The 25,095-nt window shown below is 47.0% G+C and carries 25 protein-coding genes; 18 read left to right on the top strand and 7 right to left on the bottom strand.

Going from position 1 to position 25,095, the window contains the following annotated elements:
* Positions 1–198: 198 nt before the first annotated feature.
* The 4 genes from C9I89_RS19590 to C9I89_RS19610 form a co-directional block, all read right to left on the bottom strand.
* Positions 199–468, bottom strand: a complete 270-nt coding sequence (locus C9I89_RS19590; RefSeq protein ID WP_107285007.1) for a hypothetical protein — start codon at positions 466–468, stop codon at positions 199–201.
* Between the two features lie 44 nt (positions 469–512).
* Positions 513–743 carry a DUF2789 domain-containing protein gene (locus C9I89_RS19595; protein WP_107285008.1) on the bottom strand — a complete coding sequence of 77 codons (231 nt, stop codon included), beginning with the start codon at positions 741–743 and terminating at the stop codon, positions 513–515.
* A 1,665-nt stretch (positions 744–2,408) separates the two neighbouring features.
* The gene (locus C9I89_RS19605) at positions 2,409–2,723 is read right to left on the bottom strand and encodes a DUF3301 domain-containing protein (protein WP_107285009.1); all 315 of its coding nucleotides are present in this window, start codon (positions 2,721–2,723) and stop codon (positions 2,409–2,411) included.
* Positions 2,724–2,769: 46 nt separating this feature from the next.
* Positions 2,770–3,816, bottom strand: a complete 1,047-nt coding sequence (locus tag C9I89_RS19610) for a DUF3549 family protein (RefSeq protein WP_107285010.1) — start codon at positions 3,814–3,816, stop codon at positions 2,770–2,772.
* 176 nt (positions 3,817–3,992) lie between these two features.
* On the opposite strand from C9I89_RS19610, the gene C9I89_RS19615 reads away from it, so the two are divergent.
* The 3 genes from C9I89_RS19615 (at position 3,993) to C9I89_RS19625 (ending at position 5,620) form a co-directional block, all read left to right on the top strand.
* The gene (locus tag C9I89_RS19615; RefSeq protein ID WP_107285011.1) at positions 3,993–4,313 is read left to right on the top strand and encodes a YqcC family protein; all 321 of its coding nucleotides are present in this window, start codon (positions 3,993–3,995) and stop codon (positions 4,311–4,313) included.
* 3 nt (positions 4,314–4,316) lie between these two features.
* Entirely contained in the window at positions 4,317–5,054 is a 738-nt protein-coding gene (gene truC, locus C9I89_RS19620; protein WP_107285012.1) for a tRNA pseudouridine(65) synthase TruC, read from the top strand.
* 110 nt (positions 5,055–5,164) lie between these two features.
* On the top strand, positions 5,165–5,620 hold the full coding sequence (locus C9I89_RS19625; protein WP_107285013.1) for a flavodoxin: 456 nt from the start codon (positions 5,165–5,167) through the stop codon (positions 5,618–5,620).
* A gap of 134 nt (positions 5,621–5,754) precedes the next feature.
* Here the strand turns inward: C9I89_RS19625 and C9I89_RS19630 are convergent, their stop codons facing one another.
* The 3 genes from C9I89_RS19630 to map all read right to left on the bottom strand — a co-directional run bounded on the left by C9I89_RS19630 (position 5,755) and on the right by map (position 9,844).
* Positions 5,755–6,135, bottom strand: a complete 381-nt coding sequence (locus C9I89_RS19630; protein WP_107285014.1) for a DUF3461 family protein — start codon at positions 6,133–6,135, stop codon at positions 5,755–5,757.
* A 150-nt stretch (positions 6,136–6,285) separates the two neighbouring features.
* Positions 6,286–8,907: a bifunctional uridylyltransferase/uridylyl-removing protein GlnD gene (gene glnD, locus C9I89_RS19635; RefSeq protein WP_107285015.1), complete on the bottom strand. Its 2,622-nt coding sequence runs from the start codon at positions 8,905–8,907 to the stop codon at positions 6,286–6,288.
* Between the two features lie 115 nt (positions 8,908–9,022).
* Positions 9,023–9,844, bottom strand: a complete 822-nt coding sequence (gene map, locus C9I89_RS19640) for a type I methionyl aminopeptidase (RefSeq protein WP_107285016.1) — start codon at positions 9,842–9,844, stop codon at positions 9,023–9,025.
* Positions 9,845–10,186: 342 nt separating this feature from the next.
* Here map and rpsB point away from each other — a divergent pair, with 342 nt between their 5' ends.
* The 15 genes from rpsB (at position 10,187) to rnhB (ending at position 25,030) form a co-directional block, all read left to right on the top strand.
* Entirely contained in the window at positions 10,187–10,915 is a 729-nt protein-coding gene (rpsB, locus tag C9I89_RS19645) for a 30S ribosomal protein S2 (protein WP_107285017.1), read from the top strand.
* A 113-nt stretch (positions 10,916–11,028) separates the two neighbouring features.
* Entirely contained in the window at positions 11,029–11,874 is an 846-nt protein-coding gene (gene tsf, locus C9I89_RS19650; RefSeq protein ID WP_107285018.1) for a translation elongation factor Ts, read from the top strand.
* Positions 11,875–11,965: 91 nt separating this feature from the next.
* Positions 11,966–12,694 carry a UMP kinase gene (gene pyrH / locus C9I89_RS19655; protein ID WP_107285019.1) on the top strand — a complete coding sequence of 243 codons (729 nt, stop codon included), beginning with the start codon at positions 11,966–11,968 and terminating at the stop codon, positions 12,692–12,694.
* A gap of 86 nt (positions 12,695–12,780) precedes the next feature.
* Positions 12,781–13,338 carry a ribosome recycling factor gene (gene frr, locus C9I89_RS19660; RefSeq protein WP_107285020.1) on the top strand — a complete coding sequence of 186 codons (558 nt, stop codon included), beginning with the start codon at positions 12,781–12,783 and terminating at the stop codon, positions 13,336–13,338.
* 93 nt (positions 13,339–13,431) lie between these two features.
* Positions 13,432–14,196, top strand: coding sequence for an undecaprenyl pyrophosphate synthase (locus C9I89_RS19665; RefSeq protein ID WP_107285021.1), 765 nt, complete (start codon positions 13,432–13,434; stop codon positions 14,194–14,196).
* 121 nt (positions 14,197–14,317) lie between these two features.
* Positions 14,318–15,166, top strand: a complete 849-nt coding sequence (locus tag C9I89_RS19670; RefSeq protein WP_107285022.1) for a phosphatidate cytidylyltransferase — start codon at positions 14,318–14,320, stop codon at positions 15,164–15,166.
* Between the two features lie 62 nt (positions 15,167–15,228).
* Positions 15,229–16,425 (top strand): 1-deoxy-D-xylulose-5-phosphate reductoisomerase, encoded by a 1,197-nt coding sequence (gene ispC / locus C9I89_RS19675; RefSeq protein ID WP_107285023.1) that lies wholly within the window; start codon positions 15,229–15,231, stop codon positions 16,423–16,425.
* On the top strand, positions 16,422–17,777 hold the full coding sequence (gene rseP, locus C9I89_RS19680; RefSeq protein WP_107285024.1) for a sigma E protease regulator RseP: 1,356 nt from the start codon (positions 16,422–16,424) through the stop codon (positions 17,775–17,777). Before ispC ends, rseP begins: the two co-directional genes overlap by 4 nt.
* A 36-nt stretch (positions 17,778–17,813) precedes the next feature.
* Entirely contained in the window at positions 17,814–20,234 is a 2,421-nt protein-coding gene (gene bamA, locus C9I89_RS19685) for an outer membrane protein assembly factor BamA (RefSeq protein WP_107285025.1), read from the top strand.
* Positions 20,235–20,252: 18 nt separating this feature from the next.
* The gene (locus C9I89_RS19690) at positions 20,253–20,762 is read left to right on the top strand and encodes an OmpH family outer membrane protein (RefSeq protein ID WP_107285026.1); all 510 of its coding nucleotides are present in this window, start codon (positions 20,253–20,255) and stop codon (positions 20,760–20,762) included.
* A gap of 99 nt (positions 20,763–20,861) precedes the next feature.
* Positions 20,862–21,881: a UDP-3-O-(3-hydroxymyristoyl)glucosamine N-acyltransferase gene (gene lpxD, locus C9I89_RS19695; RefSeq protein WP_107285027.1), complete on the top strand. Its 1,020-nt coding sequence runs from the start codon at positions 20,862–20,864 to the stop codon at positions 21,879–21,881.
* A gap of 130 nt (positions 21,882–22,011) precedes the next feature.
* Positions 22,012–22,464 (top strand): 3-hydroxyacyl-ACP dehydratase FabZ, encoded by a 453-nt coding sequence (gene fabZ, locus C9I89_RS19700; RefSeq protein ID WP_107285049.1) that lies wholly within the window; start codon positions 22,012–22,014, stop codon positions 22,462–22,464.
* The gene (gene lpxA / locus C9I89_RS19705; protein WP_107285028.1) at positions 22,464–23,252 is read left to right on the top strand and encodes an acyl-ACP--UDP-N-acetylglucosamine O-acyltransferase; all 789 of its coding nucleotides are present in this window, start codon (positions 22,464–22,466) and stop codon (positions 23,250–23,252) included. Before fabZ ends, lpxA begins: the two co-directional genes overlap by 1 nt.
* 1 nt (position 23,253) lies before the next feature.
* Entirely contained in the window at positions 23,254–24,411 is a 1,158-nt protein-coding gene (gene lpxB, locus C9I89_RS19710) for a lipid-A-disaccharide synthase (RefSeq protein WP_107285029.1), read from the top strand.
* Positions 24,412–24,421: 10 nt separating this feature from the next.
* The gene (gene rnhB, locus C9I89_RS19715; RefSeq protein WP_107285030.1) at positions 24,422–25,030 is read left to right on the top strand and encodes a ribonuclease HII; all 609 of its coding nucleotides are present in this window, start codon (positions 24,422–24,424) and stop codon (positions 25,028–25,030) included.
* Positions 25,031–25,095 lie beyond the last annotated feature (65 nt).

The raw sequence follows: 25,095 nt of genomic DNA on the forward strand, positions 1-25,095 counted from the left end.
TAAAACCCGAATCCAACGTTGAAGTGCGACACCCTCACACTGACAATGATCGCATCGAGAGGCTTATATACTGCATTAGCCGTACCCAAAATAGAAGCACTATGGGCTCAGATGGGGGCCGTGTCTCAACTAAAGCCAGTAATATCAGCCGGAATAACACCAGGTATACAGAGGAGCACCCGTTCGGTGCCCCTTGTTTTAAATTTTTTCTAAACGCGCTAATCGGATGGTTAGTTCGGCGACTTGCTGTTCAAGCTGTTTGATGCGCGCTTCGGTATTGAGTGTCGGCTCTGTTTTTTGAATATTCGGAACTTTGGCATTTTTCTTCCATGCTTGCAGCGCTCTAATAATCACAGGCATTGGCAGCGGATCAGCCAGCCTTGCTTTGATTAAGGCGACAGAGGGCTCTTTGCCTTCTGCGATAAGTGACGTAATAACCTGTTCTAATGCTTGGGTAATGTCTGACATTTTATCCTGGATCCCTGTGGGCAACATGTATCTCAATATATGGGCTATTTTCGTAGCAAAGCATCGAGTTGATCAATGACTTCACACCAGTCTGCGTCCTGTTCCTGCGATTCTTTTAAAAAACGTTGCTGAGATGGTTGTAAAAAATTGGCTTCTATCAATTTTTCGTGTTGTTCAAGACGGTGTTCTGTGAGGAAGTTTTCAATAAATTCCTTTGAGTTGTTCAAACCTAGTTGACTGAAAAGACTTGATAAATTGTGATTGAATGTTTCCATCATTATTCCCTCAGCAAATTAATATTATATCCAAACCACTCAGCTGCAGAGTTCAGCGAGAATTCATTGGCTCTTATCACGGCTGCCATTTGAGTGAATAGTGGTTCTAGACAAGTATAGTGAGGCTGGATCCAAGCAACAAGTCGACCTGATATCTGCCGGTCTTGTAAGAGATCTCTTACAAAGGCGTAGGAGATACTCAGCTTGATTGGTGGTAATCGTGGTAGGTAAAATGAATTATATACTTATTATCAGTTACTTATGATTTCATGGTGTTCTTTTTTATTAAATATTTTTCAGAAAGGCGATTTTCCTACCTTGTTCAGAATTGGAAAAAGGGTAATCTTATTGGTGTCGGAAGGAACTGACCGGAACGGAACAGGAAATAGCCAAGGATTATGGCAGTCTCAGGATGAGGCCGGTATATCAGGACGGTGTATCGAACATGGACTGTGAAGGGAACAACCGAAGGATCGGTTAATAGTAAGTAGGATACTTACTGGTCAGGAAGACAAATGGACCACTTCAGGATGAAGTCAGGGACACCTCTAGGATAGAGGCATAAAGGAACACTTCAGGACGAAGTAAAGGATACCTCCAGGAAGGAGATGAGAGTTGATGCTGGATGTGTCGACGGGTCAGGAAGGCCAAAGGATCTCTTCTGGATGAAGAATAAAAGGAATACGCTGAAGGATCACAGCGGTTCAATGGAATGATGCAGGGAGCACCCTCGTAGCCGGATTGCTGCAAGTAAGACCTAAGGGCGCGACGCAAGTCGCGCCCGTTTTTTTGAAATATGCCCCCACACAACCACACTTCTTTCGGTTACGCATGGAATTTTCATGCTGACTATTTTCTTTGTTTCAAATAAATTTCCACCTTAATCGTCAAAAACGTTATCAATTGAATTTTTAATAACCCGTAGCTAGGTCGTCATAATCTCTTTTATCTCGCTTCCGTGTGAGAGATCTCTTACAAAGCTGTGGGAGATACGGGAAAAACAAACGGGCAGATCACGCGCCTATAATTTTAAGTAATTGAATGCAAAGGGTTTTGATTGGTTTCTCTTAATGTGCGTCTTTTTCTCACAGATGCGATTGTTTGATCAAGGGTTCTTTTCTTCACGATTCCGCGTAATCTTATTGGTGTCGGAAGGAACTGACCGGAACGGAACAGGAAATAGCCAAGGATTATGGCAGTCTCAGGATGAGGCCGGTATATCAGGACGATGTATCGAACATGGACTGGGAAGGGAACAACCGAAGGATCGGTTAATAGTAAGTAGGATACTTACTGGTCAGGAAGACAAATGGACCACTTCAGGATGAAGTCAGGGACACCTCTAGGATAGAGGCATAAAGGAACACTTCAGGACGAAGTAAAGGACACCTCCAGGACGGAGAAGAGAGTCAGTATTGGATGTACTGACGGGTCGGGATTAGGCCAAAGGACAACTTCAGGACGAAGAATTAAGGAATACGCCGAAGGATTACGGCGATTCAATGGAATGATGCAGGGAGCACGATAGTAGCGGGATTGCTGCAAGTAAGACCTAAGGGCGCGACGAAAGTCGCGCCCGTTCTTGTTTCTGGCCCAGAGCCCAGTACGCATCGCTGCTAGACCCTAGACCCTAGACCCTAGACCCTAGACCCTAGACCCTAGACCCTAGACCCCTTCAGTTTCCGGCATACGATGCGGCGGTACATGAATGTGCATTGGTCGGAAGCCTTTCATTATCACATAACCTTGATACGTGTCATGGCCATCGGCTGAGAACTCAAAAAGATACACTGTTTGCCATCCCCAGTTACCTTTCTTATCCTTAAGCTTATGTGAGCCTCTGGCGGTACTGAGTAACTGTAATCCTAGAGTGCTACAGCGCTGTTCTATAAATTTTTGGGCCAATTCAGTTTGTCGGCGCTGCTGCCAGAACAGGTAAGCGCCGAAAGTGACCAAAAGTATTGCAAGTAAGTTATCCATTTCTGAGAGAGGCTGTCCTTAGTGCGGCAGGTGCCGATTGGTATAGTTACTGACCACGAGCATGTTGCTGAAGTTGTGTAATCGCTTCAACTAACGCTGGGTTAGCTTGGCTATGAAGCACTTGCAACATGATGCCACGCAGTAAAGGCAGCATAACAAGGTCGGCAAATAGCTGGTTGAACAAGGTTTGATCTTTGGTTTCAGCTAAACGGAGCAAGAACAGGCTTGCAGTGTCAGTATTCGTAAGGCCATTCCAGCAGCGCCCGGCTATTGCCACTAAGACTTCTGGGTGGCAAAGCTCAGCTTGCTGTAACAGCCGATCTAATTGCTCTGTCAGTGTTTCACTGTTACCCCCAGCCAGAGAGCGGATCAGCGCTGCCACTAAGAAGAGATCAGGCTCCGTCGATGCGGTTTCTGTTAGTAACCGCTCACTTAAACGCTGGCTAATATTATCCGGAATATCACAATGCTCTAAGCAGCCGAGTAATGCGTAGAGTGGTGTCATTGGCAGGTTATTCACCGCTTTTCGCAGCAAAGTACTGTTATTTTCTTGCTTCATACGGGCACAAACATCAGCCAGACCTTGTAGACCGACACCTTGCCATTGCTCCCAGCCTAGCGCACCACTTAAGAAGTGCTGGGCATGTTCGTAATACTGGCTTGCTGGCAGAGAAAGCTGTTGACGAAGTTGGGCATGAAAAATTGCCATTTTGTCGTCATTAGGCTTAAACGTGTATGGATTTTTGGCTAGTTTCTGCTGTTCTTCTTCTGTTGGTTCTGCATTCAGGGTTGCGCCCATCGCTTCGATAACATACTTGATGAAATCACCAACCGCGGCTTGTTTTAATAAACCACGTTCATCTAATGGCAAGCGCAAGAACCAGATCCAAGGTGGATTACCATTCTGCCAAAAAGAGATGGAAAGGTGGGCATGTTGCTGCAGCGGCCATGGATAAGGTTGGCGGTTTTCTTCAACGGCCTTAAATTGCTCGATATCAATTTCGCTGACACGGCGACCAAGATCGAAAATCGTGTACTGACAACCGGCGTTATCCAGCAACTGGGTGAGGGTATGAAATGTATCCATGGACATAGCTATCGCTCCTAAATCTGAATCGAGAGTATATCAAAGACAACAATTAACTGACTATTCAATTGCGTAAATCGCGTTGTCAGATTTTGCCATGGAATGGGCGATAATAGGTAACAGGTTGGGTGCGGGGAGTTGAGGTGGTATCCTTGCCCGCCCATTTCTTGAAGAGCAGAATCATGGATAAAAATCGTCATAGCCAGTTGTTGTTAGAAAAGCTTAAGGTTGTCATGCATGAAACTGGCCTTTGGGAAAGCGTTGCACCAAGTCAGGCTTCGTTGGCGAGTACAGAACCGTTTGCGGTAGATACGCTAACCTGTAACCAATGGTTACAATGGATCTTTATTCCTAAAATGACTCAGCTAGTCACCATGCAGCAGCCTTTGCCTGCGCATTTCGAACTTTCACCTTATGTTGAAGAAGCAATGAAGCATAACAAGGGTGTTGGTGCCATTATTCGTGTCACACGTGAATTAGATAACCTGTTTAAGGCTCAATAATCGATGGAATTAGAAATTCTTTTTCAGGACCAATATTTGGTCGCAGTCAATAAACCTGCGGGTATGTTGGTACACAGATCTTGGCTAGATAGCCATGAAACGGTTTTTGTGATGCAAACACTGCGAGATCAGTTGGGCCAGCATGTTTTTCCGTTACATCGATTAGATCGCCCGACATCGGGGGTGCTGCTGTTTGGTTTATCCAGTGAAATAGCCGCGTTAATGATGCCGAAATTTGCCGGGCGCGATATCCATAAAACCTATCATGCAGTGGTGCGCGGTTGGATCAAAGAAGCCGCGGTATTGGATTATCCTCTAAAGAAAGAGCTGGATAAGATCGCGGACAAAAATGCGGTTGAAGAGCAAGAAGCCCAAGAGGCGGTAACGGCATACCAACCATTGGCCACTGTCGAAACCGATATTCCGGTCGGGCGCTATGCCACAAGCCGGTATTGTCTGGTAGAAATGAAGCCGGAGACGGGGCGCAAGCATCAGCTACGTCGCCATATGCACCATTTAAGCCACCATATTATCGGAGATGTCAATCATGGTGATGGTCGTCATAACCGCATGTTCCGTGAAAATTATGAATGCCATCGTCTGATGCTGCATGCATCACGGCTGCAGTTTGACCATCCTGTAACCGGGCAAGGGATTGATATTCGAGCTGATGTTGATGAAGTCTGGTTACGTGTTATGGCTGCGTTTGATTGGTCGACAGACTTACTGGTAAACCAATAAGGCTGATCGGTTGTTTTAATGAGATAGCTCCCGTTGTGAGGGGGTTTATTTGCATCTTGTGCCATCAATAGCCAAATTTAAGGAAAGACAGAAAGCGAGGCTGGAAAACGATGGCAAAAATTGGTGTATTTGTTGGTTCAGTCTTTGGTGGCGCGGAGGATGTCGCGCAAGAGGTGGTGGAGACGTTGACCGCAAATGGTCATGTAGCCCAACTCTATTTAGAGCCTCTGCTTACTGAATTCCTTGAATATCAAAATGATGTGGTTTTGATTATTACTTCAACCACCGGGCAGGGGGAACTACCGGATAATATCCTGCCGCTTTATTGTGCACTGAATGATCAGTTTCCCTTATTGCCCAATCTTCACTACGGTGTGATTTCGATGGGGGATTCCAGCTATGGTGAGGAGCGTTATTGCGGGGCCGGGCGACAATTTGATGAACTGTTACAGCAGTTGCAAGCCACTCCTCTCGCAGAGCGGCTGGATATCGATGCCTGTGTGAATTTTGATGCGCTGGAAGTGACACTGCCTTGGTTGAGTGGCTTCATCAAACAAGTTGTGTAATAGGCCGTGAGTCGGCATTCCTGCTGATTTTATAGATCAGGAATGCCTTGGTGCCTATAGCCATCGAGAACCTTATATCAGGCCTCTTTCATTGTTGCTGAACTCTGCATCTTGAGGTGGTTTGGGTACTGTGTTTATTTCAGTTTTTCTAAATCCGCTTCTATTTCAGCGATCTTATGACTGACCACCTGCTCTAAGTGGCGTAAGTCACTGAGAATTTTCTTTTTAATGTCTACATCTTTGGGTTTTCTTTGGGTGATTTGATCGAGTTCATCAATGATGTGGGTAAGCGTGCGATTGATTTCGGTAATTTCTTTGTATTCGCGGTTGCCACTGTTCACGACGACAGATTTGCGCTGACGCGGGAATTTAAACTTTACGCTTTTGGCAAACAATTCACCTTTATTCTTGGCAAAATAGATTTTTAAAATATCATTTGCGGCTTCCTGCCGCAGGCTGTAACGCTCAATTCTTTCCGGATATTCGATACCGATACTGGTGAGGTGTGGGTACATATAGGTCTCATTCAATTGTTCTGGTTTTCCGCCACTGTAGCAAGAACCGATCATAACTTCTTGAGCTGGGTGGTGAGAGTGTGGGCAAGATCGCGCATCCCCTGAGCATCAGGGATCAGATGCTCAGGAGGTGGGTTATACCAACCGGTATTAATCGTGTGAATCAAGCTTGGTGATGAGCGCTTCTTTCAATTGCTGCTGTTGTTCGGCAGTTAATTGAGTACCCTGCTCATTGATCAGAATAAAGAAATCTTCGGCCCGTTCGCCAATAGTGGTAATTTTTGCGGCCTGCAGGCTTATTTTCTGCTTGGCAAAAACCGAGCCTACTCTCGCCAGTAACCCGGGCATATCTAACGCAACCAATTCCATCGTGGTTTTCTTACCGGTTTTGGTCGGTAAGAAATCGACCTTAGTTTTCACATTAAAGTGCTGTAGCTGACGAGGAGCTCGTTTGTTTTTGCGTTCCGATTTCATGTGCGTGAGGGCTTTGATCAGGGCGCGACGTATTGAGTGGTGGCGGTTTTCACAAATGGCTTTCCCGGTCGGGTCTAACACCATAAAAGTGTCGAGGGCGTAACCGTCTTTGCTATTCATGATCTGTGCATCATGGACGCTGAGGTTCTTCTTATCCAGCTCAGAAACCACAATGGCAAATAACTTCGCTTTGTCTTTGCTGTAAACAAAAACTTCGGTACCGCCCCGGGTTGCCTTTTTGCTGATCAGGATCAGGGGTTTGTCATGGTCGTCATGGGCCAGGATAGCTTCAGCATGCCAGGCGATCTGCTTGTGAGTATGACGCAGAAAGTAATCGGCTTTAAAGCGCTGCCATAGCACTTCAATTTCTCGAGGCGTAAAGTTCTTGCTGCGTAATATTGCCGAGGCCAGCTGCTGATTATGGCGGATACGCTCGCGAACATCCGGGGTATTTTCCAGCCCTCGGCGAAGTGCTTTCTGAGTTGCATAATAGAGTTCAGAAAGCAGGGTGCGTTTCCAGCTGTTCCACAAATCCTGGTTGGTGGCGCAGATATCGGCCACCGTCAGGCAGATCAGGTGATCCAATCGTTCTTCATCACGGACTTCTTTGGCAAATTCGGACACCACCTCCGGATCATAGATGTCCCGGCGCTGGGCGGTGACCGACATCAGCAGATGTTGTTTGACTAACCATGCCACCAGATTTGCCTCGGGGCGGGAAAGCCCATGCTGCAGGCAAAAATTGTACGCTTCTGTGGCACCTAATTCAGAATGATCACCTCCGCGACCTTTGGCTATGTCATGGAAGATCGCCGCTAAGATCAGAATTTCTTTTTTTATGATCCGCGGATAGACTTCACAGCAGATTGGATGAAGTTGCCGGTTTCCCGGATCATTGAATTTATTGAGGTTCTTGAGCAGGCGAACACTGTGTTCGTCGACGGTATAGACATGGAACAGATCAAACTGCATTTGTCCTACGATCTGGCTCCATTGCGGCAGGTAGGTGGCTAAAACACCATGACGATGCATCAGCCGGAAGGCTTTCTGCAAGGCATTAGGCTGGCGGACCAGTTCCATGAATTTTTCTCTGGCGGCAGGGATCTCAACCAGAAAGCGATTTAATCGTCGGCGCGCAGTGCGCAACTGACGCAAAGTCGGTGCTGCAATGCCTTCAATTTCAGAATTCTGTGCAACATGCATGAACATATCGAGAATGGTTTCCGGACGAGCTTGAAAGAGAGCCGGTTTGGTTGCCTCGATTAAATGGCCGCGAAGCTGAAAATCATCATCCAGTCTGATCGCATCGGTGGTTTTACCGCTGTCGAGAATCGCCTGATCAAACAGCTGCAGCAGCATCTTGTTGAGTTCGGACACCCGGCGCAAAGTGCGATAGAACTCTTTCATCATCATTTCGACACCGCGGTTTCCTTCGCCGGTGTAACCCAGGTTTTTGGCGACTGACGGTTGATGGGCAAAGGTGAGGCGATTGTCATAGCGGCGCAATTCAATATGCAGGGCAAAGCGGATCCGCCATAGGGCGTCCTGGCACTCAGCCAGTTCACGGTATTCAGCATCTGTCAGGAAGCCGAACCGACTCATTTCTAACAGGTTAGTGGCACCAAAATGGCGCCGTGCCACCCAGCTTAAGGTATGAATGTCACGCAGGCCGCCCGGGCTGGATTTGATATCGGGCTCGAGGTTATAGGTGGTGTCATGATAACGGGCATGACGCCTTTTTTGCTCTTCCAGCTTGGCGCGGTAAAAGTCTTCACTGGGCCAGAATTTACCGGAGTTTACTTGTTCCTGCAGGCACTGGAACAACGCTTCGCTGCCACACAGCAGCCGGGCTTCTGTCAGGTTGGTTGCAACGGTAAGATCGGCCAGGCCGACTTCAATACAGTCAGCAACAGTGCGGACACTATGGCCAACCTCCAGTCGCAAATCCCACAGGAAGGTCAGGAACTCACAGATGATTTTCCCCGTCGCTTCATCCAGTGGTTGTTCACTGAGCACTAAAATGTCAACATCAGACAAGGGGTGCAGTTCGCCTCGCCCGTAACCACCAACGGCCACGAGGGCAAGACCAGTTTTTTGTTCAAAGCCGAAATGTTGCCACAGGCGGATCAGCAGCTGGTCGATAAATGTTGAGCGAGCATGCACTAAATCCGTGATTGGGTGGTGTTGGAGAAACAGTTGCTTTTGTTGTTCAGAAAAGTGCTCGAGTGCCGTTCGCAAGTTCTCTTGCGTGAGGGATTCAGATGAAAAAGCCTGAAGAGCCGAAGAAGTGTCAGTCATCGCAGTCCGTGCCATAGAGTAAAAATGCTTGTTCTTACTATAACCGGATAACAACAAATAAAAAGCCGGCAATTTGCCGGCTTTCTTAGGGGGACTACGTATTTGGTGGTCTGACTTACAGAATACGAGGCAGGGTATCGTCTTTACGCAAGGTCAGAATTTCACAACCGGTCTCAGTGACTAGCAGAGTGTGTTCCCACTGTGCAGATTTCTTGCCGTCAACGGTGTAGACCGTCCAGCCATCGTTGTCATCTGATACGCAGCCAAATTTACCGGCATTGATCATCGGTTCGATAGTGAAACACATGCCTGCTTTCAGTACGGTGCGATCGTTGTTCTTGTAGTGGACAACTTGTGGCTCTTCGTGGAATTCGCTACCAATACCATGGCCGCAGTAGTCTTTGACAATAGAAAAACGGCTATTGCCACTTTTGATGAATTTTTGAATGGCAGTGCCTATTTCACCCAGCGTGGTACCCGGCTTCACTTTTTTGATGGCCAGGTACAGGCTCTCTTGTGCCACCCGGCAAAGACGTTTGTCTTCCAGTGATACTTCACCGATTTCAAACATTTTAGAGGTGTCGCCGTGGTAACCGTCTTTGATCACGGTAATGTCAATGTTAAGGATATCGCCGTCTTTCAATATTGCAGGTTTGTTGTACTTTCCATTTACGTCTTCATCTTTGTCGCTAGGAATACCGTGACAAACAACGTGGTTAATTGAAGTACAAACCGACTTAGGGAAACCGTGATAGTTCAGCGGTGCAGGTATGGCACCTTGCTCTTTGGTGATGTAATCGTGGCAAATGCGATCAAGTTCTTCTGTCGTGACGCCCGCCTTGACGTGCGGTTCGATCATTTCCAACACATCAGCGGCCAAACGGCCTGCAACGCGCATTTTTTCAATTTCTTCAGCCGTTTTGATCTTGATGCTCATTTAATCTTCTCTATGAATGACGGTTTACTATTACGCATATGTTAACAGCGAGGGCTTAGGATGGAAACCAAGTTTCGTGACTTCGAATATATTTAGGCTGGATTTTTGGTGGCGAAATATGGTATAAAGCGCGCCGTAATTAGCTAATTGGGTTTCGACTCTGTTAGTTAAATTACACTTACTTTTATTAATCACTCACACATATCGGCACATGCTCCGGGGTGCCCGTCATTCTTTCGTTCTGCGGCTGTTCTCTCGATGAGGCGGCGAGTTGTTTCGAACGGTGATTAAGGGTCGGTAGGATGGGATATGTGGACGCCTAACCCCATAGAGGAATATTCAATGGCAACTGTATCAATGCGCGACATGCTTAAGGCTGGTGTACACTTCGGTCACCAAACTCGTTACTGGAACCCAAAGATGAAGCCATTCATCTTCGGTGCTCGTAACAAGGTACATATCATCAACCTTGAGAAAACTGTACCAATGTTCAACGAAGCACTAGCTGAAATCAACAAGATTTCTGCTCGTAAAGGTAAAGTCCTTTTCGTTGGTACTAAGCGTGCAGCCAGCGAATCAATCAAAGAAGCAGCGATCAACTGTGACCAGTACTACGTAAACAACCGTTGGTTGGGTGGTATGCTGACTAACTGGAAAACTGTTCGCCAGTCAATCAAGCGTCTGAAAGATCTAGAAGCACAGTCTTCTGACGGTACTTTCGACAAGCTAACCAAGAAAGAAGCGCTAATGCGTACTCGTGAAATGGAAAAGCTTGAGAAGTCTCTTGGTGGTATCAAGAACATGGCTGGCCTGCCAGACGCAATGTTTGTAATCGATGCTGATCACGAACACATCGCAGTTAAAGAAGCTAACAACCTGGGTATCCCAGTATTTGCAGTAGTAGATACTAACTCTAACCCAGACGGCGTTGACTTCGTTATCCCTGGTAACGATGATGCAATCCGTTCTATCCAGCTTTACACTGGTGCTGTAGCACAAACTGTTACTGAAGCTCGCAACCAAGATATCGTTGTGCAAGCTGAGCAAGACGGTTTCGTAGAAGCTGAGTAATAGCCTGCTCCTTTGAGCATCTTAAGTTACCTTGTGTAAACTAAGTATGGTTAACAGGGGCCGCTAACAGGCCCCTGATTTTTATACCGAGTATTCAAACTGAGGATATAACAATGGCAACAGTTACAGCTGCCCTAGTTAAAGAACTGCGCGAACGTACTGGCGCAGGCATGATGGATTGTAAAAAAGCGCTTGTTGAAGCTAACGCTGACATCGAGCTGGCGATTGAGAACATGCGTAAGAGCGGTGCTGCTAAGGCTGCTAAAAAAGCGGGTAACATCGCAGCTGAAGGCGCAATCATCATCAAAGAAGTTGAAGGTGTTGCTGCAATTCTAGAAGTAAACTGTCAGACAGACTTCGTAGCTAAAGATGCGAGCTTCCTTGCATTTGCTAACGAAGTAGCTGATTTTGCTCTTGCTGGCCGTGTTGAAGTCGCTGAACTACAAGCTAAATTTGAAGAGCAGCGTATTGCTCTTGTAGCTAAGATCGGTGAAAACATCAGCATTCGTCGTGTTGAATTCATCGAAGGTGCTAAAGTCGGTTCTTACCGTCACGGCGATCGTATCGGTGTTGTTGTTGCTTCTGATGCAGACGCAGAAACAATCAAGCAAGTTGCAATGCACATTGCGGCATCTAAGCCTGAGTTCGTAACTCCTGAAGATGTACCAGCTGACGTTGTTGCTAAAGAAAAGCAAATCCAGATCGATATCGCTATCCAATCTGGCAAGCCAGCTGAAATCGCAGAGAAAATGGTTGTTGGCCGCATGAAGAAATTCACCGGCGAAGTTTCTCTGACAGGTCAGGCATTCATCATGGATCCATCACAGACTGTTGGTCAAATGCTGAAAGAAAAAGGCGCTACAGTAACTAACTTCATCCGTTTCGAAGTTGGCGAAGGTATCGAGAAAGCTCAAGAAATGAGCTTTGCAGAAGAAGTAGCAGCTGTTCAGAAGGGTTAATCCTTCGCATAAGAACTCCAAAGACCGTAGCCTAGGCTGCGGTCTTTTTACAACTCCATATCTCTTTAGTTAAGCCTGGAAGGTAATACGCATGACCACAAACCCTAAACCGACTTATCAACGCATTTTGCTCAAACTTAGTGGTGAAGCACTACAGGGCAACGAAGGTTTTGGCATTGACGCACAAGTTCTTGACCGTATGGCTCAGGAAATCAAGGAACTCGTTGAATTAGGCGTACAGGTAGGCCTTGTTATTGGTGGCGGTAACTTGTTCCGTGGTGCGGGTCTTGCTGAAGCGGGTATGAACCGAGTTGTGGGCGACCACATGGGTATGCTGGCCACAGTAATGAATGGTTTGGCAATGCGTGATGCATTGCATCGTGCCTATGTGAACGCTCGAGTCATGTCAGCTATCCCACTCAATGGTGTGTGCGACAGTTATAACTGGGCAGAAGCGATCAGCCAGCTGCGCCAGGGCCGTGTCGTGATTTTCGCTGCCGGTACCGGTAATCCGTTTTTTACGACGGATTCTGCTGCATGTCTTCGCGGTATTGAAATTGAAGCAGAAGTAGTATTGAAAGCAACGAAAGTTGAGGGCGTCTACACTGATGATCCAGTTAAAAACCCAGATGCTGTTCTTTGTGATAAGCTTGGCTATAACGATGTTCTTGAAAAAGAACTAAAAGTAATGGACTTAGCTGCGTTTACTCTGGCTCGTGACCATAATATGCCTATTCGTGTATTTAACATGACTAAGCCTGGTGCACTTCGCCGAGTGGTGATGGGCGAGCAAGAAGGCACATTGATTTCTAATAGCTAGGTTTCTAACGACTAAGATTTCTAACGACTAATTCAGGATGGGGCGGTTTCGCCTCTACTTTGACCGAATAATCAAGGGAACTAATTGTGATTAACGAAATTCAAAAAGATGCACAAGAACGCATGCAAAAAAGCGTTGAAGCGCTAAAAAATCAACTGGCTAAAGTGCGTACTGGTCGTGCACACCCAAGCTTGCTTGATACCATTTACGTTGAATACTACGGTGCAAATACACCGCTTAAGCAACTGGCAAACGTTGTTGCTGAAGATTCACGTACGTTATCGATCACGGTATTTGATCGTGAGCTAGCGCCTAAAGTTGAAAAAGCGATCATGATGTCGGACTTGGGGCTGAACCCAATGTCAGCGGGTACGACGATTCGTGTTCCTCTTCCTCCGCTAACAGAAGAGCGTCGTCGTGATCTGGTTAAGATCGTACGCAAGGAAGCCGAGCAAGGACGTGTTGCGGTTCGTAATATCCGTCGTGATGCGAATGCTGACATTAAAGCGCTGCTTAAAGACAAAGAAATCTCTGAAGATGATGATCGTCGTTCTCAAGACGAAATTCAGAAGCTGACAGACGCAGCCGTTAAGAATATTGACGCAGTGCTTGAAGCGAAAGAAAAAGAGCTGATGGAAGTTTAAGACGCTTGACGTCAGTCCTAGCGGCATAAAATTAGCTTTATGAGACTTAAAGCGCTGTGCGTGCAGTACGGCGCTTTTTTTTGAGGGAAATGTATGGCAAAGCATCCAATCGAAACTGCACTTTCAGTGGACTGTTTACCGAAGCACGTCGCCGTGATTATGGACGGCAATGGTCGGTGGGCAAAAGCGAAGGGTAAGACTCGAGTGTTTGGCCATAAGGCTGGTGTTGATGCGGTACGTAAAACCGTCTCCACGGCTAATCGCCTAGGTGTCAAGGCTCTGACTTTATTTGCTTTTAGCAGTGAGAACTGGCGTCGACCAGAAGACGAAGTGTCACTGTTGATGCAGCTTTTCATGACCGTGTTAGGTCGTGAAGTTAAACGCTTGCACAAGAACAACATTCAGTTACGCGTCATCGGTGATAAAAGTCGATTCAGCCGCCGTCTGCAAGACAAGATAGCAGCGGCAGAAACCTTAACGGCAAGCAATACCGGCTTGGTGCTGAATATTGCCGCTAACTATGGTGGCCAGTGGGATATCTTGCAAGCGACTAAACGGTTGGCGCAGCAAGTTGCCGAACAAAATCTGACGGTTGAAGAGATTACGGAAGATATGATGGCTGCTGGTATGTCGACAGCCGATCTGCCAGATGTCGATCTTATGATCCGTACCAGTGGCGAATGCCGTATTAGCAATTTTATGTTATGGCAAGCGGCTTATGCGGAGTTGTATTTTACAGAGCAGCTCTGGCCGGATTTCGACGAAGATAGCTTTGCCGATGCCATTGCATGGTTCGTGAACCGTGAGCGCCGTTTTGGCTGTACTGGTGAACAGATTCAAGCTTTATTACAAGAATAACCACTATTTAGCAAAATGTGTTTTTTATCATAAAGCGCATTGATTAAGATAGCTGCAGATTGAACAGCTACAAGTAGGTCGAAATAGTGATAAAACAAATGATAAAACGAGAGGACGCAGCTTGCTAAAGCAACGTATTATTACCGCCTTAATCCTCGCGCCGTTAGTGATTGCAGGGATCTTTCTACTACCTTTCCCTGCTTTTGTAATTGCTTTAGCCGCGATTACCATGATCGGTTTTTGGGAATGGACACAATTTGTTGACGCTAAATCGCGTATGGCTGCCATGATGGTGCCTGCGATTACTCTATGTTTGAGTTTAGCGGCAATACCATCTGACGTTACTGCACTATCAGTATTAGCCGAGTCACACCATACAATGTTACTTGTGGGTGGTATTTGGTGGTTAATTGCATCTACCTTAGCAATAACGTACCCGTCGAGTGCCAAACTTTGGGTTAAAGCTCCTTCTTTAAAATACCTTTTTGGCTTGCTTACCTTAATCCCATTTTTCTGGGGTATCTTGATGCTCCGCGCCGTTCACTATGCTGAAAATCCATACCATGGCGCAAAATTGGTGCTGTTAGTTTGTTGTCTGGTTTGGGCTGCAGATTCTGGCGCATACTTCTCAGGTAAGCGTTTTGGTAAACATAAAATGGCCCCCGCGGTGAGCCCGAACAAAACCATTGAAGGTTTAATCGGCGGTGCTGCATTGGCTCTGCTAGTAACATGGGGTGGGGCTGCATTGATGGATATTCCGTTTACCAGCCTGGGTGGCTTGTTTGTTATAGCCATCATTACGGTCATCGCTTCTGTTTTAGGTGATCTGGTCGAGAGTATGTTTAAGCGTGCCTCAGGCATCAAGGATAGTGGTAATATCTTGCCTGGTCATGGTGGTATTCTTGATCGTATCGACAGTCTGACCGCTGCCCTTCCTGTTTTTGCTTTATTGTATCTTTGGTTACTATAAGCAATGTCATATAGTGGGCAGCTGTTCTCAGGCTGCCTTTCATAGCTGAATTAAGTGATTTTATGCGTAAGTTAACGATTCTTGGTGCAACGGGTTCAATCGGAAGCAGCACGCTGGCCGTCGCAGCACAAAACCCAGATTTATTTGATGTCGTTGCTTTGGCTGCAGGCTCAAATAGCCAGAAGATGTTTGAGTTATGCTGTACCTGGAAGCCAAAATATGCCGCGATGGCGTCGCCGAAAGCGGCAGCAGAATTGTCAGAATTACTTAAGCAGCATGGCATAGATACTGAGGTCTTCGCTGGAGAAGATGGCCTGTGTCAGGTCGCCGCGCTTGATGAAGTGGATACCGTCATGGCCGCGATTGTCGGTGCTGCGGGCTTGCTGCCGACAATGTCGGGAGTCAGGGCGGGCAAGCGTATTTTGCTGGCCAACAAGGAAGCCCTGGTGATGTCGGGACAGATGTTCATTGATGCCTGTGAGCAGTCCGGTGCTGAATTGCTGCCGGTTGATAGCGAGCATAATGCGATCTTCCAGTGTTTGCCTGCTGAAATACAGCAAGCAATGGGCCGATGCGATCTGGACAAGCATGGTATCAGCAAGATTTTATTAACCGGCTCCGGCGGACCTTTCCGCTATACTGAGGTGTCAAAATTATCAGCGGTGACACCGGAAATGGCAATCGCCCATCCTAATTGGTCTATGGGGCCAAAAATTTCTGTTGATTCCGCCACCATGATGAACAAAGGGCTGGAATACATTGAAGCTCGCTGGTTGTTCAATGCGTCCCGTGAGCAACTGCAAGTGATCATTCATCCGCAATCTGTTATTCATTCTATGGTGCAGTATAAGGATGGTTCCGTATTGGCGCAGATGGGGTTGCCGGATATGCAAACCCCGATTGCCTGTGCAATGTCCTATCCTGAAAGGGTCGATGCGGGAGTCGCACCACTGGATTTTAGCAAGGTCGGTGAGTTTACCTTCCTGCAACCGGACTATGCTCGATACCCATGCCTGAAGCTGGCGATAGATGCCTGCTACGAAGGTCAGGCGGCAACAACCGCGTTGAATGCAGCGAATGAAGTCGCGGTAGCGGCATTTTTGAATAAGCAGATTGGTTTTACCGATATTGCCCATATTAATGCACATGTTCTCGAGTCAGCTCAAATGACAGTACCGACAGACTTGGAAAGCGTGATTGAGCTGGATAAGATAGCCCGAATATTGGCTCAGAAAGTGATTCATAAGGTATCAGTATGATGGACGTTTTGTGGAACCTTGGTGCATTTCTACTTGCATTAGGTATTTTGATTGCCGCTCACGAGTTCGGTCACTTTTGGGTCGCCCGCCGATGCGGTGTTTACATCGAACGCTTTTCTATTGGCTTTGGTAAAGCGCTGTGGCGCAAAGTCGGTAAAGACGGTACGGAATATACCCTGGCCATGATCCCGCTAGGGGGGTACGTCAAGATGCTTGATGGGCGCGTCGATGAGGTGCCTGAACACAGACAACATTTAGCCTTCAATAACAAAACCTTGTGGCAGCGCAGTGCTATTGTCGCTGCCGGCCCGGTAGCAAATTTTATTTTTGCCATTGCCGCCTATTGGATTGTCTACCTGATTGGGGTGCCTGCCGTGCGCCCGGTGATCGGTGAGGTTGTGCCGCAGTCGATTGCAGCAGAAGCAGGAATTCGCTCAGGAATGGAACTTAAGTCCATTTCAGGAATCAAAACCGCTGATTGGGAATCTGCTAACATGGCAATGATTTCTCATATTGGTGATAAAGAAATGGTTATCACGGTTACTGAACCCGATGCTGAGTATGAAGTTCAGCGTACTTTAGACCTGACGGGGTGGTCTTTTGACCCTGAAAGTGAGCGGGTACTGGCAACCTTAGGGATTACACCCTACTCACCGCCAATTACCCTTTCCATCTCACAACTTGTTGATGATGGGGCAGCAATTGCTGCAGGTTTAAGGTTAAATGATAAGATTGTAGCCATCGATAATACGCCGATTGTGAAATGGGAAGAGGTTGTCGAGGCTGTGCGTTCAAAACCGGATCAATCTATGCTGGTTGAAGTCGAGCGTGAGGGGGAGAATGTCACGCTATCCCTGACTCCGGCAGTAAAAAAACTGGCCAATGGCGATATGATTGGTTACGCAGGATTTGCACCAAAGGTGGAAGCCTGGCCAGAATCATATCAGATCAATTTGCAGTTTGGCCCGTTAGAAGCGGTGAGTAAAGCCGTTGAGAAAACCTGGCAACTAACCACGTTAACCTTTGATATGGTTGGCAAGCTGGTGACGGGTGATATTGCAATTAAGAATTTAAGTGGCCCAATATCGATTGCGAAAGGGGCAGGGATGACAGCCGATTACGGGATAGTCTATTTCCTTGGCTTTTTGGCTCTGATAAGTGTCAACTTGGGCATCGTTAACTTGTTACCGCTTCCCGTGTTAGACGGTGGACATTTGCTGTTTTTTGCAATTGAAGCGATAACTCGTCGTCCTGTTTCTGAACGGGTTCAGGATATTGGCTATAGAGTGGGATCAGCCATTTTGGTTGCGTTAATGGCCGTTGCGCTATTCAATGATTTTACCCGCCTTTAATAAATGCGTTTTTAGCAAGGAATAATTAGAACAGTAATGGCGATAAAAAATCTGTTGGCCGCATCACTTTTGCTTGGTAGCAGTGTTGCGCAGAGCGCGGAACAATTTGTAGTTGATGATATTCGCTTTGAAGGCCTTCAGCGTGTCACATTAGGTGCAGCATTGTTAAAAATGCCAGTCCGTGTAGGTGATAGCGTTGATGACCGGGATGTGGCAGAAATTATTCAGGCTCTTTTTGCTTCCGGCAATTTTGAAGATATCAAAGTCTTTCGTGATGGAAATGCGATTTTAATTAACGTATTAGAGCGCCCGACTATTGCCAATATTACATTTTCTGGTAACAAAGCAATTAAGGACGAGCAGCTCACTGAAAACTTAGACGCGTCTAATCTTCGGATGGGCGAAGCGCTCGATCGGACAACGCTAAGTAAGATAGAGAAAGGCTTAGAAGATTTCTATTATAGTGTTGGTAAATACAACGCCAGCGTAAAAGCCGTTGTTACTCCACTGCCTCGTAACCGTGCCGACTTGAAGTTTGTATTCACCGAAGGCGTCTCAGCCAAAATCCAGCAAATTAATGTTATTGGTAATGAAGTCTTTAGCGATGACGAGCTGAAAGGTAAATTTAACCTTCAGGCAGAAGTGCCGTGGTGGAATTTCCTCGCAGATGAAAAGTACCAGAAGCAGGTATTGGCTGGTGACTTGGAAGCACTACGGTCGCAGTACCTGAATAACGGGTATCTGAAGTATAAATTAGAATCGACTCAGGTTGCCATTTCACCGGACAAGAAAGGCGTTTATATCACTCTCAAAATCAATGAAGGTGAACAGTATCGCGTAAAAAGCGTGGAATTCCGTGGTGAACTGGTTGATCGCGATAGTGAATTCGACAAGCTGGTGACGTTTAAGTCTAATGATATTTATAACGGCGCTCAGGTAACAGCACTGGAAGAAGCGGTGAAGCGCAAACTGGGTGAATCTGGTTATGCCTACCCGCAAGTGACCACGATCCCTGACTTTGATGATGAGAACAAAGAAGTGTCACTGCTGGTGAACGTTGAACCGGGTAAACGTATCTACGTACGTAATATCCAGTTCTCTGGTAACACATCGACCAAAGATGAAGTGCTGCGTCGTGAAATGCGTCAGATGGAAGGTAGCTGGCTGAACTCTAAATCGGTCGAGCGTGGTAAAGATCGTCTGAGCCGAACCGGTTTTTTCGAAACGGTCGACGTACAAACGGTACGTGTGCCGGGCTCTGAAGATCAGGTTGATGTAAAATACGTCGTGAAAGAATCGAATGCCGGTAGTATTAACTTCGGTGTCGGTTTTGGTACGGAATCGGGGATCAGCTTCCAGGCTGGTATTCAGCAGGATAACTTCTTGGGTACCGGTAATCGTTTTGGCATTAATGCTATGATGAACGATTACCAGAAAAACGTTAGCCTGGAATATCGCGACCCGTATTTCACCCTCGATGGGGTTAGCTTAGGCGGTAAAATTTACTACAACGAGTTTGAAGCCTCTGATGCTAACATTTCGGACTATACCAACCAGAGTTATGGAACCAGCCTGACTTGGGGTTTCCCGTTTGATGAACTGAACTTTTTCGAATTTGGCCTGGGTTATGATCACAACAAGATCTCGAACACCCAAGAATACTACCAGATTGAGAAGTTTAAGAAGATTCATGGCTTCGATCGCGGTGAGAACATTATCGAACTGGATGATTTCGACTGGTCAGTCTCCTGGACGCGTAACAACCTGAACCGGGGTTACTTCCCAACGGCGGGTAACCATCAGCGGGCGTCGTTCCGAATGACCGTTCCCGGATCTGATGCGCAGTATTTCAAGACTCAGTATGATATACGCCAGTACTTTGCGTTAAATGAAGGGCATGATTTCAGCCTGTTATTGCGTGGTCGCTTAGGTTACGGTAACGGCTACGGCAGCACTGATAACGGTAGTGATCATCTGCTACCATTTTATGAAAACTTCTACGCAGGTGGTTTCACTACCTTGCGCGGTTTCCGATCCAATACGGTGGGGCCAAAAGCCGTTTATGTCGAAGGATGTAGTACCGGCGGTTCGATTGGTGGCAACAATAGTTGTGCGACGGGTACCGATGATGCGGCTGGCGGTAATGCGGTTGCGTTAGCCAGCGTTGAGCTGATTGTACCGACCCCGTTTGCCTCAGACGAAGTGCGTAACCAGATCCGGACCAGTGTGTTTGTTGATGCCGGTACCGTCTGGGATACCGAGTATGATTTAAAAGACGATGATGGTGCGTTTTTGCATGACTACTCTGATCCATCATTAATTCGTGCGTCATATGGTGCGGCACTGCAGTGGATGTCACCGATGGGACCACTCGTATTCTCGATTGCTCGTCCGCTCAAGAAATACGACGGTGATGACGAAGAGTTCTTCACGTTCACCATTGGACGAACATTCTAATCTTTAAGGAGAAGCCTTTTGAAACAGTGGATTAAAGCGGCAAGTCTTAGCCTGGTTATTCTTTCATCATCCATGTATGCCCATGCAGCAGAAGCAGCCCAGAAAGTGGGTTATGTTGCAACGGGTCAGGCGATGGCTCAGCTAGCTAAGCGCTACAATGTGTCTGAGAAGCTACGTCAAGAGTTTAAAGATCGTATTGATGAGCTTCGTGGTCTGGAAGGACGCATGAAGACGAAAGTTGAAAAAATGAAGCGTGACGGCGAACTAATGAGTGCAAGTGATCGCACTAAGATCCAGCGTGAATTAGCTTCTTTAGATTCAGACTACAAACTGAAAGCGAAAGCACTTCAGGAAGATCAGCGTCGTCGCGGTCAAGAAGAAGAGCAGAAACTGGTAATGAAAATTCGCCAGGCAATTCAAACGGTAGCGAAGCAAGAAGGCTACGATCTGGTCGTTGACGCGCAAGCTGTACTTTATGCAAACCCTGGAGATGACCTGTCTGCTAAGGTTATTTCTGCAGTAAAATAAGCTACGTATTATCTAATGGTCACTTTTCATACTGATAAGTGACCGTTTGAGCGCCACAGCCACCTTGCGTGGCTGTAGTTACAAAGAATAAGGTAAATAATGACTGGTATTACTCTTGCTGAATTAGCGGATAAACTGGGTGCAGAACTGCATGGCGACGGTTCTGTTGAGATTCAATCGATTGCCGGCATGGAAAAAGCAGGGGAAGGGCAGATCACGTTCTTGTCTGCCAGTAAGTACCGTAAGCACCTGTCAGGGTGTCAAGCTGCAGCTGTGATGTTGAAAGAAGCAGATTTGCCTTACTTTGAAGGCAATGCATTGGTACTGAATGATCCTTACCTGGGTTATGCCTTGGTGGCACAATTATTGGATACAACCCCGGCATCTGCTGTGAGCATTGCCCCTTCTGCGTACGTGGCAGACGATGCAATCATCGGTGAAGGTGTTGCCATCGGTCATAATGCTGTGATTGAATCAGGCGTAAAAATCGGGGCAAACACTCAGATTGGTGCGGGTTGCTTTATCGGTAAGAATGCAGAAATCGGTGCCGACAGCAAGCTATGGGCAAATGTGACCATTTACCATGATGTGGTCTTGGGTTCACAGTGTTTAGTGCAATCGAGCACTGTCATTGGTGCTGATGGTTTTGGTTATGCGAATGACAAAGGTGAGTGGGTGAAGATCCCGCAGTTGGGTTCTGTTCGTATAGGTAACCGTGTGGAAATCGGTGCGTGTACGACGATTGACCGTGGTGCGCTGGATGACACGATTATCGAAGACAATGTCATCATCGACAACCAAATGCAGATCGCCCATAACGTGCAGATCGGATATGGTTCCGCCATGGCCGGTGGTACTATTGTCGCAGGCAGTACTAAGATTGGTAAATACTGTATTATCGGCGGTGCATCTGTACTGAACGGTCATATTGAGATCGCAGATGGTGTGACGATTACCGGTATGGGTATGGTGATGCGCAGCATTGAAGAGAAAGGTATGTTCTCTTCCGGTATCCCCTTACAGCCGAACAAAGAATGGCGTAAAACCGCTGCGCGTGTCATGAAGATTGACGAAATGAATAAACGTCTCAAGTCAGTTGAAAAGAAACTGGAAGAGTAACTCATTAATCTTCAGTCGAGCCGCTGAACAGGCCTGCGCATGCGTAGGCCGTTTTGCGTTTAACCTGTACGGTATTTCAAATAATTTTTCATAGGCGCTAAGCCGCCTATTTATGAACAGGACTTTAGTTTTGACGAGCGAAAACAAAACGCTAAATATCACAGAAATTCAAGAGCTTCTTCCTCATCGTTACCCGTTTCTGATGATTGATCGAGTAACGGATTATGATGAGGGTAAGACCTTAACCGCAATTAAGAATGTGTCCGTAAACGAACCTCAGTTTACCGGTCATTTCCCTAAAATGCCGATCTTCCCTGGTGTGATGATTCTGGAAGCAATGGCACAGGCAACGGGTCTTCTGGCATTCAAAACCTTTGGTGCGCCAAGTGAAAATGAGCTGTATTACTTTGCAAGCATTGATAAGGCAAAATTCCGTAAGCCTGTTGTGCCTGGTGATCAGCTGGTTATCGATGTTGAATTCCTGAAAGAACGCCGCGGCATTGCTATGTTTAATGGTGTAGCAAAAGTTGATGGCGAAGTGGTTTGCTCTGCTGAGCTTAAATGCGCAAGACGAGAATTCTAATGATCCACGAAACTGCACAAATTCACCCATCGGCAGTTGTTGAAGATGGGGCAATTATTGGCGCTAACGTAAAAGTTGGTCCATTTAGTTATATTGGTGCTGACGTAGAAATCGGCGAAAGCACTGAGATTATGTCGCACGTTGTGGTGAAAGGCCCAACCAAGATTGGTCGCGAAAACCGTATTTTCCAGTTCGCTTCAATTGGTGAAGAGTGTCAGGATCTGAAATACGCGGGTGAACCGACGCGTCTTGAAATCGGTGACCGCAACACGATTCGTGAAAGCGTAACCATGCACCGTGGTACAACCCAGGATAATGGCATTACCAAAGTGGGCAACGATAATCTGTTCATGATTAATGCTCACGTTGCGCATGACTGCATGATTGGCGACCGTTGTATCTTTGCCAATAATGCGACGCTTGCGGGTCATGTTACGATTGGTAACCAAGCCATTATCGGCGGCATGTCAGCGATTCACCAGTTCTGCACCATCGGCTCTCACTGCATGCTGGGTGGTGGTTCTATTGTGGTTCAGGATGTCCCGCCGTATGTGATGGCACAAGGTAACCACTGTGCACCTTTCGGCATAAATGTCGAAGGTCTGAAGCGACGTGGTTTTGAAAAGGCAGAGATCAAAGCGATCCGTGCCGTGTATAAAGCCTTGTATCGTTCCGGCAAGACACTGGCGGAAGTAAAACCTGAAATCGAAGAAATGGCAAAAGATCATCAGTCTTTGGATCTGTTTGTCGAGTTTTTCGAAAAATCGACGCGCGGTATCATTCGCTAATATGACGAAGCCACTTCGAATCGGAATTGTCGCCGGAGAAATCTCCGGCGATATTTTAGGTGCCGGTTTTATCCGTGCCGTTAAAGCACAATATCCGGATGCTGAATTTGTTGGTGTTGCCGGCCCCCGTATGGAAGCAGAAGGCTGTGAAGCGCTGTTTGATATGGAAGAGCTGGCTGTGATGGGCATTGTGGAAGTGTTAGGTCGTCTGCCGCGCTTGTTCAAAGTGAAGGCTGAGCTGGTCAAGTACTTCTCTGATAATCCGCCCGACGTCTTTGTCGGCATCGATGCGCCTGATTTCAATCTGCGTTTAGAGCTGGATTTGAAACGCCAAGGCATTAAAACCGTTCACTATGTCAGTCCATCGGTATGGGCCTGGCGCCAGAAGCGTATTTTCAAAATTGAAGCGGCAACCAATTTGGTTCTGGCTTTCTTACCTTTCGAAAAAGCGTTTTATGATAAATTCAACGTGCCTTGCGAATTTATTGGTCACACGATGGCCGACGCGATCCCTTTGCAAACCGATCAACATGCGGCACGCGAGTTACTCAACCTCAATGACAGTCGTTATAGCGCGACGAAAAGGTGGTTAGCCGTATTGCCAGGCAGTCGTGGCGGGGAAATGGCGATGCTCGCGGCCCCTTTCATTGAAACCTGTCAGCTGCTTAAGCACAAGCATCCGGATCTTGGTTTTGTGGTGGCGTTAGTGAACCAAAAGCGTCGAGAGCAATTTGAACAAGCCTGGCAGGAAACCGCGCCAGAGCTGGATTTTGTGCTGGTAGATGATACCGCCCGTAATGTCATGATCGCCTCTGATGCGGTACTGCTGGCATCTGGCACTGTCGCGCTGGAATGTATGTTGGTGAAACGTCCGATGGTGGTTGGTTATAAAGTGAAAGCGCTGACAGCCTGGCTAATGCGGCGGATGCTGAAAACCAAGTATGTATCTCTGCCTAATATTTTGGCGGATCAGCAACTGGTCCCTGAGTTACTGCAAGAAGACTGCGTTCCCGAGAAGTTGTTTGAACACGTCGACCATTATTTATCGGCGGATAATACCGCTCTGATGGCCGAATTTTCTCGCATGCATCAATGGATAAAATGTGACGCTGATAAGCAAGCCGCCCAGGCGGTATTGTCGTTGATTGATAAAGCTTGAGCTAAGAGTAATGACGAAAGATTTTGAACCGTTTGAATACCCGCAGCAAGCCAATATGATTGCCGGGGTCGATGAAGTCGGCCGCGGGCCGTTGGTCGGCGCTGTCGTGACCGCTGCGGTGATCCTGGATCCGAATAATCCGATTGAAGGGCTAACCGACTCCAAGAAGCTGAGTGAAAAAAAGCGTAACCTGTTGTTTGATGAAATCAAAGAAAAAGCCCTTGCCTGGTCTTTAGGCCGCTGCGAGCCGGAAGAAATTGATCAGCTCAATATTTTGCAAGCGACCATGGTGGCGATGCAACGCGCCGTTGCGGATCTGTCGGTACAACCTGACTATGTGTTAGTTGATGGTAACAAAATCCCCCAGTTGCCGATGGCGGCTCAGGCGGTGGTTAAAGGTGATTTACGGGTTGCTGAAATCAGTGCGGCATCAATTATCGCTAAAGTAACGCGTGATCGTGAAATGGAAGCGCTTGACGTTTTGCACCCTGAGTATGGTTTTGCCAAGCACAAGGGCTACCCGACCAAAGCGCACTTTGAAGCCTTAGAGCAATATGGGGTTATTGAGCAATACCGTAAGAGCTTTAAACCGGTGAAGCGTATTCTGGGTATCGACTGATTTCCTCGTTGAGTGCATAAATGCTGCTGGCTTAATGGTCATTCGTTTTATCATTAAGCCACTCT

The sequence above is a fragment of the Photobacterium lipolyticum genome, from assembly GCF_003026475.1.
Classification (GTDB): Bacteria; Pseudomonadota; Gammaproteobacteria; order Enterobacterales; family Vibrionaceae; genus Photobacterium; species Photobacterium lipolyticum.